General features: G+C 64.1%; 11 protein-coding genes. 7 read left to right on the forward strand and 4 right to left on the reverse strand.

Annotation, left to right across the window (positions count from 1 at the left end; genetic code table 11):
- The first annotated feature begins 12 nt into the window (after positions 1–12).
- Positions 13–2,742: a preprotein translocase subunit SecA gene (gene secA, locus AC1D14_RS00965; RefSeq protein WP_230117008.1), complete on the forward strand. Its 2,730-nt coding sequence runs from the start codon at positions 13–15 to the stop codon at positions 2,740–2,742.
- Positions 2,743–2,811: 69 nt separating this feature from the next.
- Here secA and AC1D14_RS00970 read toward each other — a convergent pair whose 3' ends face one another.
- Together AC1D14_RS00970 and AC1D14_RS00975 are read right to left on the reverse strand one after the other, a co-directional pair.
- Positions 2,812–3,240, reverse strand: a complete 429-nt coding sequence (locus AC1D14_RS00970; protein WP_230117007.1) for an Rv3235 family protein — start codon at positions 3,238–3,240, stop codon at positions 2,812–2,814.
- A gap of 148 nt (positions 3,241–3,388) precedes the next feature.
- Positions 3,389–4,204 carry a LysM peptidoglycan-binding domain-containing protein gene (locus AC1D14_RS00975; protein WP_476967929.1) on the reverse strand — a complete coding sequence of 272 codons (816 nt, stop codon included), beginning with the start codon at positions 4,202–4,204 and terminating at the stop codon, positions 3,389–3,391.
- Between the two features lie 184 nt (positions 4,205–4,388).
- On the opposite strand from AC1D14_RS00975, the gene AC1D14_RS00980 reads away from it, so the two are divergent.
- Positions 4,389–4,961 carry a hypothetical protein gene (locus AC1D14_RS00980; RefSeq protein WP_476967930.1) on the forward strand — a complete coding sequence of 191 codons (573 nt, stop codon included), beginning with the start codon at positions 4,389–4,391 and terminating at the stop codon, positions 4,959–4,961.
- Between the two features lie 21 nt (positions 4,962–4,982).
- Here the strand turns inward: AC1D14_RS00980 and AC1D14_RS00985 are convergent, their stop codons facing one another.
- The gene (locus AC1D14_RS00985; RefSeq protein WP_230117004.1) at positions 4,983–5,198 is read right to left on the reverse strand and encodes a helix-turn-helix domain-containing protein; all 216 of its coding nucleotides are present in this window, start codon (positions 5,196–5,198) and stop codon (positions 4,983–4,985) included.
- A 154-nt stretch (positions 5,199–5,352) separates the two neighbouring features.
- On the opposite strand from AC1D14_RS00985, the gene AC1D14_RS00990 reads away from it, so the two are divergent.
- Genes AC1D14_RS00990 through AC1D14_RS01005 form a run of 4 tightly spaced genes read left to right on the forward strand, consistent with a single transcriptional unit; the run spans position 5,353 to position 13,720 of the window.
- Positions 5,353–5,997: a hypothetical protein gene (locus tag AC1D14_RS00990; protein ID WP_230117003.1), complete on the forward strand. Its 645-nt coding sequence runs from the start codon at positions 5,353–5,355 to the stop codon at positions 5,995–5,997.
- Positions 5,994–7,307: a CpaE/TadZ family protein gene (locus tag AC1D14_RS00995; RefSeq protein ID WP_230117002.1), complete on the forward strand. Its 1,314-nt coding sequence runs from the start codon at positions 5,994–5,996 to the stop codon at positions 7,305–7,307. Before AC1D14_RS00990 ends, AC1D14_RS00995 begins: the two co-directional genes overlap by 4 nt.
- Positions 7,308–7,364: 57 nt before the next feature.
- Entirely contained in the window at positions 7,365–12,218 is a 4,854-nt protein-coding gene (locus tag AC1D14_RS01000; protein ID WP_230117001.1) for an NAD-glutamate dehydrogenase, read from the forward strand.
- A 32-nt stretch (positions 12,219–12,250) separates the two neighbouring features.
- A complete protein-coding gene (locus tag AC1D14_RS01005; RefSeq protein WP_230117000.1) occupies positions 12,251–13,720 on the forward strand; it encodes a sensor histidine kinase in 1,470 nt (489 codons plus the stop codon).
- Positions 13,721–13,823: 103 nt separating this feature from the next.
- Here the strand turns inward: AC1D14_RS01005 and AC1D14_RS01010 are convergent, their stop codons facing one another.
- A complete protein-coding gene (locus tag AC1D14_RS01010) occupies positions 13,824–14,072 on the reverse strand; it encodes a WhiB family transcriptional regulator (RefSeq protein ID WP_003804966.1) in 249 nt (82 codons plus the stop codon).
- A 235-nt stretch (positions 14,073–14,307) separates the two neighbouring features.
- Here AC1D14_RS01010 and AC1D14_RS01015 point away from each other — a divergent pair, with 235 nt between their 5' ends.
- Positions 14,308–14,805 (forward strand): hypothetical protein, encoded by a 498-nt coding sequence (locus tag AC1D14_RS01015; protein WP_230116999.1) that lies wholly within the window; start codon positions 14,308–14,310, stop codon positions 14,803–14,805.
- Positions 14,806–14,814 lie beyond the last annotated feature (9 nt).

Genomic DNA, 14,814 nt, shown 5'->3' on the forward strand with positions numbered 1-14,814 from the left:
GAGCAACTTCACGTGGCATCACTAATCGAAAAACTTCTCCGCACGGGTGACAAAAAAACCCTGAAGCAACTGCGGAACTATGCCGATTCCATTAACGCCCTTGAAGACTCATTCAAAACCTTCACCGACGCCGAACTGCGTGAAGAAACGGACCGGCTCCGGGCCCGCCACCAGGATGGCGAAAAGCTGGATGATCTCCTCCCAGAGGCTTTCGCCGCCGTGCGCGAGGCGTCTTCCCGCACCCTTGGCATGCGGCACTTCGACGTGCAGCTCATGGGTGGTGCCGCACTTCACCTGGGCAACATCGCCGAAATGAAGACCGGTGAAGGCAAGACCCTCGTGGCCACAGCTCCTGCCTACCTCAACGCCCTGGCCGGCAACGGCGTGCACGTCATCACGGTCAACGACTACCTGGCCGAATACCAGTCCGAGCTCATGGGCCGCGTCTACCGCTTCCTCGGCCTCACCAGCGGCTGCATTCTTTCCAATCAGGACCCGTCCGTCCGCCGCGAGCAGTACGCCGCGGACATCACCTATGGCACCAACAACGAGTTCGGCTTCGATTACCTGCGCGACAACATGGCATGGGATAAGTCGGAGCTCGTCCAGCGCGGACACCACTTCGCGATCGTCGATGAGGTCGACTCCATTCTTATCGACGAGGCCCGGACCCCGCTCATCATCTCCGGTCCCGCCCAGGGCGACACCAACCGGTGGTACAGCGAATTCGCCAAGGTCGTACTGCGGCTGCAGCCGGAGAAGGACTACGAGGTCGACGAAAAGAAGCGCACCGTCGGCGTCCTGGAAGGCGGGATTGAAAAGGTCGAGGACTACCTGGGCATCCAGAACCTCTACGAGTCCGCCAACACTCCGCTGATCGGCTTCCTGAACAACGCCATCAAGGCCAAGGAACTGTTCAAGCGGGACAAGGACTACGTCATCCTTGACGGCGAGGTTCTCATTGTCGACGAGCACACCGGCCGCATCCTGGCCGGCCGCCGCTACAACGAGGGCATGCACCAGGCCATCGAGGCCAAAGAAGGCGTCGAGATCAAGGCCGAGAACCAGACGCTCGCCACCGTGACCCTGCAGAACTACTTCCGCATGTACGGCAAACTGTCCGGCATGACCGGCACGGCGGAAACTGAAGCCGCCGAATTCATGAGCACGTACAAGCTCGGAGTGGTTGCCATCCCCACCAACCGGGACATGCAGCGCCTCGACCGCTCGGATCTCGTCTACAAGAACGAAACAGTCAAGTTCGATGCAGTGGTCAGGGATATCGCCGAACGCCATGAAAAGGGCCAGCCTGTCCTGGTTGGTACCACCAGCGTCGAGAAGAGCGAGTACCTCTCACGGCTGCTCGCCAAGGAGGGCATCCGGCACGAGGTCCTTAACGCCAAGAACCATGCCCGGGAAGCGGCCATAGTAGCCCAGGCCGGCCGCAAGGCCGCCGTGACGGTGGCCACCAACATGGCTGGCCGTGGAACGGACATCATGCTGGGCGGCAACGCCGAGTTCACGGCCATCGCCGAACTCGCCAAGCAGGGGCTGGATCCGGAAGAGAACTCGGAAGAGTACGAGGCCGCGTGGCCGCAGGCCCAGGAGGCCGCCAAGCAGGCGGTCAAGGAAGAGCACGAGGAAGTACTGAATCTCGGCGGGCTCTACGTTTTGGGCACCGAACGGCACGAGTCACGCCGGATCGATAACCAGCTCCGCGGTCGCTCGGGCCGTCAGGGCGACCCCGGCGAGTCCCGTTTCTACCTCTCGTTGACTGACGACCTCATGCGCCTGTTCAATTCCGGAGCAGCGGAACGCCTGATGAACAGCTCTGTCCCCGATGATGTGGCCCTTGAATCCAAGCTTGTTTCCCGCGCCATTGCCTCGGCCCAGGGCCAGGTGGAGGGCCGGAACGCTGAGCAGCGCAAGAACGTCCTGAAGTACGACGACGTCCTCAACCGGCAGCGCGAAGCCATTTACGGCGACCGTCGCCGCATCCTTGAGGGTGACGACCTGCACGAAAAAGTGCAGTTCTTCCTTGAGGACACCATCAACGCCCTCATCGACGGAGCCACCGCTGAGGGCAACGGCGACGACTGGGACTTCGACCAGCTTTGGACGAACCTCAAGACGCTCTATCCCGTGAGCGTGACCGCGCACGATGTGATCGATGAGGCGGGCGGAAAATCGCGCATCACGGTCGAGTTCCTCCGGGAAGAGATCCTGTCCGACGCCAAGTTGGTGTACCAGGCCCGTGAGGAAACCATTGGCTCCGAGAGCATGCGCGAGCTTGAGCGGCGCGTTGTTCTGTCGGTCATCGGTCGGAAATGGCAGGAACATCTATATGAGATGGACTACCTCAAGGAAGGCATCGGCCTGCGTGCCATGGCCCAGCGTGATCCGCTGGTCGAATACCAGCGCGAGGGCTTCACGATGTTCCAGGCCATGATGGAAGCCATCCGGGAGGAGAGCGTCGGTTTCCTCTTCAACCTTGAGGTCGAAGTTACGCCTGCGGAAGACGTAGTGGTTGCCGATGCCGCCGGTGCGCACACGGAACACCACGAGCCGCAGATCCACGCCGCCGGGCTGGAAGCGCCTGAAAAGCCGGCACAACTGCAGTACACGGCGCCCGCGGAAGGCGGCGGGACCCAGACCCGGATCGAGGGTCGCGCGACGGGACGCTCGGGAAACCCTGCCAAGGCAGCCTCGCAGGACCGCCGTGACGGCAAGAAGAAGCGCTAAGAGCCGCACAGTCTGAATGACAGCGAGGGACCGGAGCAAATATTCCGGTCCCTCGCTGTTTGCGCTTCCTCATCCGATTTCCAGGGCCGTCACCCGCCAGACTTGTTTGCTGCGTTCGAGCCGGACAGCGACTGCGCGGGTCCGAAGTTCGTCGATGACCACCGCACTTGCTTCATAGATGTCCGGAGTTACCTCGCAGGCGCGCACAGACCGGACCGTCGGGTTCCGATGGAGGCGTCCCAGCTTGCGGGGAGTCCGGGAAGCTTCCCGCCTGGTAAGGCAAGCCCGGTGCTGCAGCGCCACTAGGCACCGTTGGTCTAGCCGCCGCGCCAACTGGTTTATGGGCCTGGTTCCGGCAAGCACTTCTATGGCTGCCTGGACTGTGGATCTGGTAATGGCACAAATCTCCCGCAACTCGTCGGACGCATTGATGCCTATGGACGGGATTGCCGGGTGCGCTATGGTGCCCGCGCTCCGGACTGAGGTTACGGCAGTCATGATTCGGTCCTTTGGTTGAAGTGGAACTGCGGGCACGGCGTATTGCGGTGACGAAGGTGCGCAGAGGCGATAGTGCGAAGGGGCGCGGGTGCGAAGGTGCGATAGTGCGAAGGGGCGCGGGTGCGAAGGCGCGCAGGGGCTGCCGGAATCAGGGAGCCCTGAGGACTTGGCCAGGCAGGAGCACATCAGGGTTGTTGCCTATGGCTGCCCTGTTTGCGTCAAACCAGCGGGGCCACTCCAGGGCGATTTCGACGTCGGACGCCTCCGGCCCCAACGCCCTTGCGGCGATGGTCCAGAGCGAATCACCGGCCCTGACCGCTACCTCATGGTGCGCCGTGTCGGGAAGTTCGAGGGCCGCTCGGACCCGCGCGGAGGTCACCAGCCGGGGAGCTGTAACGGGCGGGCGCGGCTGCCACTGCGGCTGAACGTCCGATGTGGAGGGCACCGACTGCCCGGCGTCCGGCACCGACTGCCCGGCGTCCGGAACCGACTGCCCGGTGCCGACGGCGTCAGGCCTAGAAGGCGCGGCGGACTGGCGGATCAAGGCCGGGATCGGGCCGGTGAGGGACTGGCCGTCAGTCGGCGCCCACGCGGCCGAGACCGCCGCGGCGCTAGTGGAAGACAGGCTGGCGTCAGGCGGGGCAGCGTGAGCAAGGGGCGCACCAATGAGCTGTACTCCCACGGCAGCGAGTGCCAGCCGCCGCATGAAGGCGGGACTGAAACGGCCACTCAGCGCGGCGGCACGATTTCGGCCCGTCCGTTCAAGCAATGCTGCTGCAAACGCCGCCACGAGCGACGCTACCCACCAGACCGCGATGATGAACCCGGCAGCTATCGCCACCAGGCCGAGAAGATCCTCGAAGACCATCGACTGCCGCCGCGATGCGGATCGCTGCCAGCGGTCGAGGAGGCCGGCGCCGGACAACACCAGGAAACAGCCGAGTCCCAGGACAAGGAGCGCCATGGCTGCATCGCACCGGACTGTCCTGGGATTAGATGGCTGCATGGCTTTGCCCTTCGTTTAATGCTGTTTGATGTTGTTTGATCAATATTGATGCGATTGGTCTCTGTTTGCAATAGTTGGCTGATACTTGTCTTCAGAAGGCGGTTGCATTGACCCGCCTCTCCGGTCCGCCTACGCTGGCGCCATGCGATGGAATGCTCTGTTTGAGGACTTGGAGGCGCAGATAGCCGAGGCCGAGGTCTTGGGACGCGAGTCCGAAATATCGGAGCGATCCAGGTCGGACACGGCTTCCATCGGGTTGGCCGACCGGCTCCGCGGATCACTGGGCCGGTACGTCGGCGTTCATCTTGGCTCCGGATCGGCGTTCACCGGGACGCTAAGCCACGCGGGTGCGGAAAGCCTGGTGCTCGACGAAGCGGCGCACCAGGTATTGATTCCCTACGCCGCTGTGTCCCGCTACGTGGGGATGGGCCGGATGGCCGTGGGCGAACCGTCGGCAGTGCGGCGGAAGGTGGGCCTGGCAAATGCGCTGCGGAGCCTTGCCCGTGACAGGGCGGGGCTGACGGTACTGATGGCCAGTGGCGCGGCGGGGGAGGTGCGGATCCCCGGAGTCATTGACCGCGTGGGGCGGGACTTTTTTGATCTCGCGATCACGGCGCCGGGCGAAGCGCGCCGGGCGTCCAACGTCATGGACGTGGCTACGATTCCGTTCGGCTCGTTGGGTGCCTTGCGGTCGATGCGGCCTGGAGAACTCTAGCGATTCCGGTGTGGCGCGGGATCAGACTGACTTGGACTTCGCCTCTTCGATCATCCGGCTGGCCTCCGCGTAGCGCTCTTCTATGTACTGCTCGAGCATCTTCTCTTCGACGCGCCACTGACCGCGGCCGCCCACCTGGATGGCCTTCAGTTCCCCGCTGCGGACAAGCGCGTAGGCTGCGGGCGAGTTGATCTGGAGCTGCTCGGCTACATCTGCAAGCGTGAGGAAACGGGGCATAGGTCAATTCTGCCACCCGTGATGCCGAATGATGCCGTTATCCACAGTTTGATGATGTTTGCGCCTATGACTTTCCGTTTGGGCATGCATGCCGTAACAATGATCATGACCGGCGCACCGAAGGCGCCCTACGCGTCAAGGGGGAGCAGTACGCATGAGTGCCAGCGCCACGGCCACCGGGGCCCGTCTGAAGAAGCCTTCATGGAAGGATCCCCGGCTTTTGGTTGGGGTGCTGCTGGTCCTTGCCTCGGTGGTTGGTGTCATATCGCTCGTCGGCAGTGCAGACAAGACCACCGAAGTGTTTGCCGCCCGTGAGGCGATTGCGGTGGGAGAGAGGCTCACGCCGGAAAACGTCAGCCGGGTCAAAGTGCGGCTGGGGGAGGTGGAGCCGCACTACATCACGGCGGAGACCGGCATGCCCGACGGCCTGGTGGCGGTCCAGCGGATCGGTAAGGACCAGCTGTTGCCGAGGGAAAGTCTGGGCAGCGTGGACGCCCTCGGCAGGAAGCCGGTCGCCATCACCGTTCAGGAGGCGCTGCCGGAGCAGGCTGTTGCAGGGACCCGCGTTGACGTATGGGTTTCTCTGCCCGATGCCCGGAACGGCTTTGCGCAGCCGAAGCTGCTGCTGCCGGGTGCGGAAATCGCCCACGTAGCACCGGGATCGACAGCCCTGGGTTCCTCCAAATCCACTGTTCTGATGGTCCTTGTCGGAGACAACCAGATGCCGTCCCTTCTCGGCGCGCAGGCGAACGAGGCCAAGATCTCCGTGGTGTGGAATCCTGCCGGCGGTGCCAAATGAGCATCCCCGTTGTCACGGTGGGACAGGCCCAGGAGGACCTGGTTGGCGGCCTGGAGAGGCTCCACGGGCCAGTCACCGTGGTGCGGAGGTGCACGGAGCTGACAGAACTGCTCGCTGCCTGCCAAAGCGGGCTCGCCCGGGCAGCCGTCGTGGCCGGGGGGAGCGAGGAACTGACAGCCTCCCTCGTCGACAGGCTCGGCGCGGTGGGAGTCGCGATCATCGCCCTGACCGACAATGTGGAGGAGGCGGCGCGGCTGCGCGGCATCGGTGTGTCCGCAGCCATTTCCACCGTCGAATCCGCAGCATTGGCCGAACGCATCTCCGAAGCGGTGGCACAGTTCTCCGGACACGGGATCACCGCCCCGGTTCCGGGCGAGCGGGGCTTCGCCGAGACGGGTGCCGCCTTGAGGGCGGATGCCACCGACGTCGACGACGCCCCGGCGCCGGCCGGAACCGGAAAGATCATCGCCGTGTGGGGGCCGGCCGGTTCTCCCGGGCGCACCCTGGTGGCCGTGAACATTGCCGGTGAACTTGCTGCAGAGGGAAAGTCCGTCCTGCTCGTCGACGCCGACAGCTACGCTGCAAGCATTGGCGCAGTCCTCGGACTGCTGGACGAAGCGGCCGGCCTGGCGCAGGCATGCAGGCTGGCCGACCAGGGCCTCCTGGACCGTGAAGCGCTGCTTCGCGTTGCCATGCCGGTTGCCATTAAGTCGGGGACCTTCCGCGTTCTGACCGGCATAACACGGGCAGACCGCTGGACCGAGCTCCGGGCGGCTGCAATGGCACTTGTACTGGAACGGGCCAGGGAAGTGGCCGATGTTGTCGTTGTGGACACGGGCTTTTGTCTCGAGGCCGACGAGGAGCTGAGCTTCGACACTATGGCGCCCCGTCGGAATGCCGCTACGCTCAGGAGCCTGGAAATGGCCGACACTGTCTTCGCCGTCGGGTCTGCGGATTCTGTGGGCGTCCCTCGGCTTGTGCGGGGACTCGCCGAGCTGGACACTGCGGTGCCCGGCGCGAACCCGGAGGTGGTGATGAACAAAGTCCGGGCCGCCGCCGTGGGCCGCTCACCCGAACGGCAGCTGCGGGAGGCGTGGGAGCGCTACGGGCCGGCAATCGGCATCAAGGCGTTCCTTCCCGCGGACCCAGGGGCCAGTGACGCCGCCCTGATTTCCGGGTCGTTACTCCTGGAGGCGGCTCCGGAATCTCGGCTGCGGTCCGCCATTGCCGCTCTCGTTTGTGCACCTGTCCAGCGAAATAGCCGATCCTCTGTGTTCCCTTCCACAGCAAAGCGCAGGCTAAGGGGCTAGGCTCACGATTAGGGCTGCAACGGTGCGGCCGCGAACTTGTGATGGAGGCGTTTGTCGATGTCGTCTGGGTCCAGCGTGGAGGATCAGTCCCGTTCAATCGGAGCCGAAGAGGGCTTCTTTGGGGACTACTATGAGCACCTCGCGGAGGAGGATGCCCGTTCGTACCCTCGTGAGATTTTGAGCTCACGTGCAGAGACGCACCGCCGGGTCGCGGCGACCCGTCAGCCCGGCACTGCCAACATCTCGATTGTTGAAGAAGCCGACTGCAGCGTGGTGTACATCGTCACCGACGACATGCCCTTCCTCGTGGATTCGGTCAACGCAGAGCTGGTCCGGCAGAACTCTGCCATTCACCTCGTGCTCCACCCCATGTTCGTGGTCACGCGCAACCGTCAGACCAATGAGCTGGTCAAAGTGGACAGGGTTCCGTCCAATATTGGTATTTCCAGCGGTGACACCGCTGCATTGCCCAGTCTGTCCCGCCTGATTGCCCAGGGCGACAATGCTTCGCACATGGAATCCTGGATCGCAGTGGAGATTGGCCGCACCAGCGCGGAAGCCAGGGGGCGCCTGACCGGAGGACTGGAACGGGTGCTTGGCGATGTCCGCGCCGCCGTCGAAGACTGGCCGAAGATGCGGAACAAGGCCCGGCAGATAGCCGAGAGGCTCGACAAGATTGCCCATCCGGCCCAGATTGCAGAGCTGCGGCAGGCCCAGGATCTGCTTCGGTGGCTGGACCAGGGGAACTTCACCTTCCTCGGCTACCGCGAGTACGATCTCGTCAACGATGCCGGCGAGGATGTCCTGGAACTCCGGGAGGACAGCGGGCTGGGGCTGCTCCGTGCCCGCCGCGAAACTCCCCACATCCAGCACCTCACGGATGCGGGCCGGCGGAAAGCGCGCGAAAAAAGAGCTTTGGTGATCACCAAGGCCAACTCGCGCTCGACGGTGCACCGGCCGGCCTACCTCGACTACATCGGCGTCAAGAGCTTTGACGCCGCAGGAAACGTCAACGGCGAACAGCGTTTCATCGGGCTTTTCGCCACGAGTGCCTACACCGGTTCAGTGCGGAACATTCCGATCGTCCGGGAAAAAGTCGAAGCTGTCCTCCGCAGCGCCGGCTTCCCGCCTGATTCGCACTCAGGTAAGGACTTGGTGGGAATCCTCGAGACGTACCCACGCGACGAACTCTTCCAGATTGAAATCCCGGACCTCGCGGCGACGGCGACCGGCATCCAACGCCTGCAGGAACGCCGCCGCACCCGCCTGTTCCTGCGGCCCGACATCTACGGACGATTCATGTCCGCCGTCGTCTACCTGCCGCGCGACCGGTACACCACGAACGTCCGCCTCCGGATCGAGAGGGAACTTCGCGAGACCTTCCACGCCGAATCCATCGACTACGAAGCACGGATGACGGAGTCGGCGCTTGCCCGCCTCTTCTTCAGGATCCGGTTGCCAAAGGGCGCAGACGTCGGGCACGTCAACGCCGAGGACCTTGAGAAGCGGCTCGTCCGGGCCGCGCGGTCCTGGGGCGAAGGCATCAGTGAAGTCCTGCGCGACAGGAGCGCCAACGCCGGCACCAAAGAACTCGCCGACATCTGGGCGGAAGCGTTCCCGGCAACCTACCGGGTGGACTACGAGGTTGAAGACGCCCTGGAGGACATCGAAAGGTTTGAAAAGTACGGGGCCGCAGCCGAGCGACGTGCCGGAGCGAAGCAGGAGCGCCCAGGCGTCCACGTCTATCTTCCGGAAGGCGCCGGGGCAACGCTCGAAGAGGATGCCCGCGTCAAGCTCTACATGCTCGAACCCAAAAGCCTGAGCCAGATCCTTCCCTATTTCCACAACCTGGGGCTTGAGGTGCTGGATGAGCGGCCCTTCGAGATCGAAACCTCAGACAGCCGGGATTTCTTTCTGTATGACCTCGGACTGAAGTACCCGGCGGGGGTGGAGCCGCTGTCAACGGGCCAGCTGCTGGCGGACTCCTTCGGTGCGGCGGTTTCCGGCGCCGTCGAATCGGACAGCTTCGACCGCCTCGTGCTTCGTGAAGGCATGAGCTGGCGTCAGATTGTTGTGCTGCGGGCATATGCGAAGTACATGCGGCAAATGGGCAACACCAATTCTTTCGAGTTCATGGCAGACACGCTGCTGGCCAATCCGGAAGTCACGAAGGGGCTCAGCGCGCTGTTTGAGGCGCGCTTCGACCCAGCTCTGACGGAACTGGAGCGCTCCGAACGGCAGGAAAAGGTCCGTGCCGAGCTGGCCGCATCCATCGAAAGTGTCGCGACCCTCGACGCGGACCGCGTTCTCCGGACCTTCACCAACCTGATCGAGTCAACGCTGCGCACCAACTTCTACCAGGACAAGCCCTACCTGAGCTTCAAGCTGAACCCCTCAGGCATTGAAGGCCTGCCCTACCCGCGGCCCAGGTTCGAGATCTGGGTCTACTCGCCGCGGGTCGAGGGCGTCCACCTGCGCTTCGGCAAAGTGGCGCGCGGCGGTCTCCGCTGGTCCGACCGGCGGGAGGACTTCCGCACGGAGATCCTGGGGTTGGTCAAGGCCCAGACCGTCAAGAACGCGGTGATCGTTCCGACGGGCGCCAAGGGAGGCTTTTTCGCCAAACGGTTGCCTGATCCGGCGGCGGACAGGGCAGCCTGGATGGCCGAAGGCATCGAAAGCTACAAGACGTTCATCCGCGGCTTGCTCGACCTCACCGACAACCTCGTTACGGGCACCGAGGGTGAACAGCTCGTTCCGCCGGGGAATGTTGTCAGGCACGACGACGACGACTCGTACCTTGTGGTGGCGGCGGACAAGGGCACGGCAACCTTCTCGGACATCGCGAACGGGCTTGCGGCTGAATACGGATTCTGGCTGGGTGACGCCTTCGCCTCCGGCGGGTCGGTGGGCTACGACCACAAGGCCATGGGCATTACGGCCAGGGGAGCGTGGGAGTCAGTCAAGCGCCACTTCAGTGAGTTTGACCTGGATACGCAGTCCGAGCCGTTCACCGTCGTCGGAGTGGGCGACATGTCAGGTGATGTTTTCGGAAACGGGATGCTGCTGTCCAAGCACATCCGGCTGCTGGCCGCCTTCGACCACCGGCACATCTTCCTGGATCCCAACCCGGACGAGACCAGCTCCTATGCTGAACGCCAGCGTCTGTTCGAGCTGCCGCGCTCGTCGTGGGACGACTACGACAAGGGACTCATCAGCGAAGGCGGCGGGGTTTACCCGCGCCAGGCCAAATCGATTCCTGTCTCCGCGCAGGTCCGCGCCGCACTGGGCCTGCCCGAGAGCACCACCCAGCTGAGCCCGCCTGAACTGCTGCGGGCCATCCTGCTGGCGCCGGCCGACCTGCTGTACAACGGGGGCATCGGCACGTATGTGAAAGCGAGCACCGAGAGCCACGCCATGGTCGGAGACAAGGCTAACGATGCCATCCGCGTCGATGGGCGCGACCTTCGCGTGAAGGTGGTGGGCGAAGGCGGAAACCTGGGCATGACGCAGCGTGGCCGCATCGAGGCGGCCCTGCAGGGCGTCATCCTCAACACGGACGCCATCGACAACTCGGCAGGCGTCGACTGCTCGGACCACGAGGTCAACATCAAGATCTTCGTGGACCGGATGGTCGCGGCAGGAAAACTTGAGCCGGACGAACGTGCCGAGTTCCTTGCCTCCATGACCGATGAAGTGGGGCGGCTTGTCCTCGAAGACAACATCGACCAGAACATCCTGCTGCTCAACGACCGTCAGCGTGTGGCCGAATGGAGTCCAAGCTACGAACGGCTGATGGACTGGCTGGAAAAGTCGGCGGATCTGAACAGGGACCTTGAGGCGCTGCCGTCCACTGCGGTCCTTCGCGAACGGCTCGAGCAGGGGCAGGGGCTGACATCCCCGGAGCTGTCGGTGCTCGCCGCCTATGCCAAGATCGAGCTCGCAACTGCTCTTCGTGACAGTGATCTCGCTGACGATCCGTGGTTCAGGCAGACGCTGCGCGGATACTTCCCCGAGCAGCTGCGGGAGCGGTTCGACGCCGAACTGGACACGCATCCGCTGCGCCGGGAAATCATCGCAACGGTCGTCGCCAACGACATGATCAACATGGGCGGCATCACTTTCGCCTTCCGGACCATGGAGGAAACGTCAGCGAGCGAAGTGGCCGTGGCCAAGGCGTTCGTTGCGCTCCGTGAGGTGTATGAGCTGGACGTCATCGTGTCCGAACTCAATGACCTTCCGGCGTCATTCCCCACCGAACACTGGAGCACGGTCCACCTCGACATCCGGCGGCTTCTGGACCGGGCCGTGCGCTGGGTGCTCGGGCAGGGAACCACGTCCCGCCCCATTGCCGACATCGTCGCCGAGTTCAAGCCGCTCATCGATCCGATGCGTGCGCGTGTCTTGGACTACCTGCGAGGGGACGACCGCGAGCGGGTGGCCGCGTGGCTTGAAAAGGCGCGGTCGTGGGGTCTGCCAGAAGATCTTGCCCACCGCTGGGCCGAGCTTTTCGAGAGCTTCGTCCTGCTGGACATTGCCAAGATCGCACACGCCCGCCAGGAGCCGGTGGAGGAAATCGCGCACGTGTACTACACGGTGTTTAACCGCTTCCATGCCGACTCCCTGCTCGAACGGATCAGTTCGCTGCCGAGGAGGGACCGGTGGCAGGCTCTGGCCCGGGCTGCGCTGCGTGATGACCTCTACTCGACCGTTTCGGACATGACGACGGCGGTGCTTGAGTCGACTGCCTCAGGGTCACCGGCCGGAGATCGCCTCAAGGGCTGGGAGCAGCTGAATGCCGAACAGCTGGGCCGCGCGAAGAGCATGTTCGACGAGGTCAATGCCCTTGAAGCGGACGATATGGCCTCGCTGTCGGTAGCATTGAGGCTCTTGAGGTCAATCGTCCGACGCTAGGGCGTTGCCCGGTGTCGAAAACTGGAGGTGCAGTGGCAATCTTTACGGACCCCATCAGGGAACACGCTGATTTCGGGCCGGGGGATGCCGAATGGCTGCACCTCCTGGTGGGTGACTGGCAGATGGTCGCCGACCTCGCTTTTGCCGACCTCGCCCTCTGGTTTCCGCATCCGGATTACGGTTACGTGGCGCTTGCCCACGTGCGGCCCTCCACGACGCACACGGTATTCCATGCCGACTTCGTCGGGGAGGGCATCCGGTCCGATCTTCAGCCCCTAGTGGACAAGGCGTGGGCCAGCCGCACGATCGAGCGCTCCAGTGAAACGAACTGGAGCAGTGACATGGCGCTGCGGGTGGAGGCCGTGCCGATGGTCAGAAACGGCCGGACGCTGGCCGTGGTCACGTCACACATGGATCTTTCGAGTTCGCGGATGCCGTCCCGGCTTGAACTGACCTACCGACAGTGTGCCTACGACCTGCTGCGCATGGGCACCTTGGGCCTGTGGCCCGATTTTGCCTCGCCCACGGGTTCGCGCCGGGGGGCCCCGCGGGTGGGCGACGGGCTCATCCGGCTCGATGCCGAGGGGATCGTGCAATACGCGAGCCCGAACGGTGTCTCCGCGTTCCGAAGGTTGGGCGACGGCGAGTCACTGGAAGGACGCTCCCTCGCGGAAGTCACCGCCGGCCTGCTGAAGGACCGACGCCTGGTGGACGAAACACTCCCGCTGGTTGTCACCGGACGCATGCCGTGGCGCAGCGAGATCGAATCCAGGGGAGTCAGCCTGTCCCTGCGGGCGATCCCTCTCCGCGATGAGCAGCAGCGGTTCGGGGCACTCGTGCTGTGCCGCGATGTGTCCGAGCTGCGGCGCAGGGAAATGGAGCTTGTTACCAAGGACGCCACCATCCGGGAAATCCACCACCGGGTCAAGAACAACCTTCAGACCGTCGCGGCCCTGCTGAGGATGCAGTCCCGCCGGATGGTGAGCGACGAGGCGAAGCAAGGGCTGGAACAGGCCATGCGGCGAGTCGCAACCATTGCCCTGGTCCATGAGACTCTCTCCCAGGGACTCACGCAGAGCGTCGACTTCGACGAGCTCATTGGGCGCCAGTTCCGGCTCTCGGCCGAGGTGGCATCACCGTCCCAGCAGGTGCGGACGCAGAAATCAGGGCTGTTCGGGGAGCTTCCAAGCGACTTTGCCACCCCGCTGGCGCTCGTGATCAATGAACTGGTGACGAACGCCGTCGAGCACGGCCTGGAAGGGCGGACCGGAACTGTCTGGCTGCTGGCTGACAGATCCGAAGGCGATGACGGGGCTGAGCTGCTTACGGTGACCGTTGCGGACGACGGGGTAGGTCTGCCGGACACCCCGCACGTCGAGGGCCTCGGACTGCAGATCGTCCGGACCCTGGTGACGAGCGAGCTGGCCGGCACCATCCATTGGAAGCCCCGGGACGGCGGCGGTACCGCCGTGCAGATCGTGCTGAGTCTCGCAGGCCGCTGATGCCGCCGGGCATCGAACGCCCGGGCATCAAAGCAAAATTATGAAAAGGCGACGGCCGCGGACCCTCGGTCCGCGGCCGTCGCCGAATCTGTTGAACTGTCCGTCAGGAGGCGCGGCGTGCGCGGGCAGCCCGGCGCTTCAGCGCCCGGCGCTCGTCCTCGCTCATGCCGCCCCAGACGCCGGCATCCTGGCCGGACTCCAGTGCCCACTGCAGGCAGGTGTCGACGACGGGGCACCTGCGGCAGACGCTCTTTGCTTCCTCAATCTGAAGGAGCGCGGGGCCGGTGTTTCCCACCGGGAAGAAAAGCTCCGGGTCCTTGTCGAGGCACGCTGCGCGGTTACGCCAATCCATGCTGATCAGTCACTCCATTCCTGGTAAGTCATTTGCCACTTGTGAAAATATTCACTAGGGCCTACAAAGGAAAGGGGCCCAGCGGGCCCCCTTGGTCATCTGGATCAAGCGTTTCATGTTAACGCTGTGTAAACAAGGGGTAGTGGTCCACGAAATCCCCCTGAAACGTGAGCGATGCATCACACCGGGCAACAGCCCCCACCGTCTGTCCGACTATGTCCGGTATGGTGCCAGTGTGTCAAGACCCCCAGCCAGCCCGTCCAGCCCCGACTCTGAGCCCAGCGATGACGGGTTTCCCCGGCGCCCCGACAGGCCTGAGCACTCCACTAGCGGCACTGCGCGCCCGCGCTCCATGGCCGTCATTTCAGGGATTGTCGCAGCCGAGGCCACCGCCCTGCTGGCGGCTGCCGCGTGGTACGGAGTCCAACTCCTGACCGGAGCCCCTGTCCTGTCCTTCTGGGGTGCCGTCTTCACACTTGCGTTGCTGCTGGCGTTCGCTTCCTGGCTGTACGCCGTTGCGGTGTTCCTGTTCCGGGGCTTCCGCTGGCCGCGGGCAGGTGCCCTGGTGGCACAGCTGTTCGTGCTCACCATTGGATTCCCCACCCTGACGGGTGGCTACCCGCTGGCGGGTGCAGCCATGCTGATCCCCGCCGCTGCGGCCATCGTGCTGCTCTTCGACAAACGGGTCATACGCTTCGCGTCCCGGGCCGCCGGTTCGCCTCCCGCGCTCTGATGCCTTTGC

Source organism: Arthrobacter sp. P1_B11 (assembly GCF_056406715.1).

Bases quoted from the DNA above. Each gene is read 5' to 3' on its own strand.
- AC1D14_RS00970 (WP_230117007.1), bottom strand. From the start codon at position 3,240: ATGACTGCCGTAACCTCAGTCCGGAGCGCGGGCACCATAGCGCACCCG.
- AC1D14_RS00975 (WP_476967929.1), bottom strand. From the start codon at position 4,204: ATGGCGCTCCTTGTCCTGGGACTCGGCTGTTTCCTGGTGTTGTCCGGC.
- AC1D14_RS00980 (WP_476967930.1), top strand. From the start codon at position 4,389: ATGCGATGGAATGCTCTGTTTGAGGACTTGGAGGCGCAGATAGCCGAG.
- AC1D14_RS00985 (WP_230117004.1), bottom strand. From the start codon at position 5,198: ATGCCCCGTTTCCTCACGCTTGCAGATGTAGCCGAGCAGCTCCAGATC.
- AC1D14_RS00990 (WP_230117003.1), top strand. From the start codon at position 5,353: ATGAGTGCCAGCGCCACGGCCACCGGGGCCCGTCTGAAGAAGCCTTCA.
- AC1D14_RS00995 (WP_230117002.1), top strand. From the start codon at position 5,994: ATGAGCATCCCCGTTGTCACGGTGGGACAGGCCCAGGAGGACCTGGTT.
- AC1D14_RS01000 (WP_230117001.1), top strand. From the start codon at position 7,365: ATGTCGTCTGGGTCCAGCGTGGAGGATCAGTCCCGTTCAATCGGAGCC.
- AC1D14_RS01010 (WP_003804966.1), bottom strand. From the start codon at position 14,072: ATGGATTGGCGTAACCGCGCAGCGTGCCTCGACAAGGACCCGGAGCTT.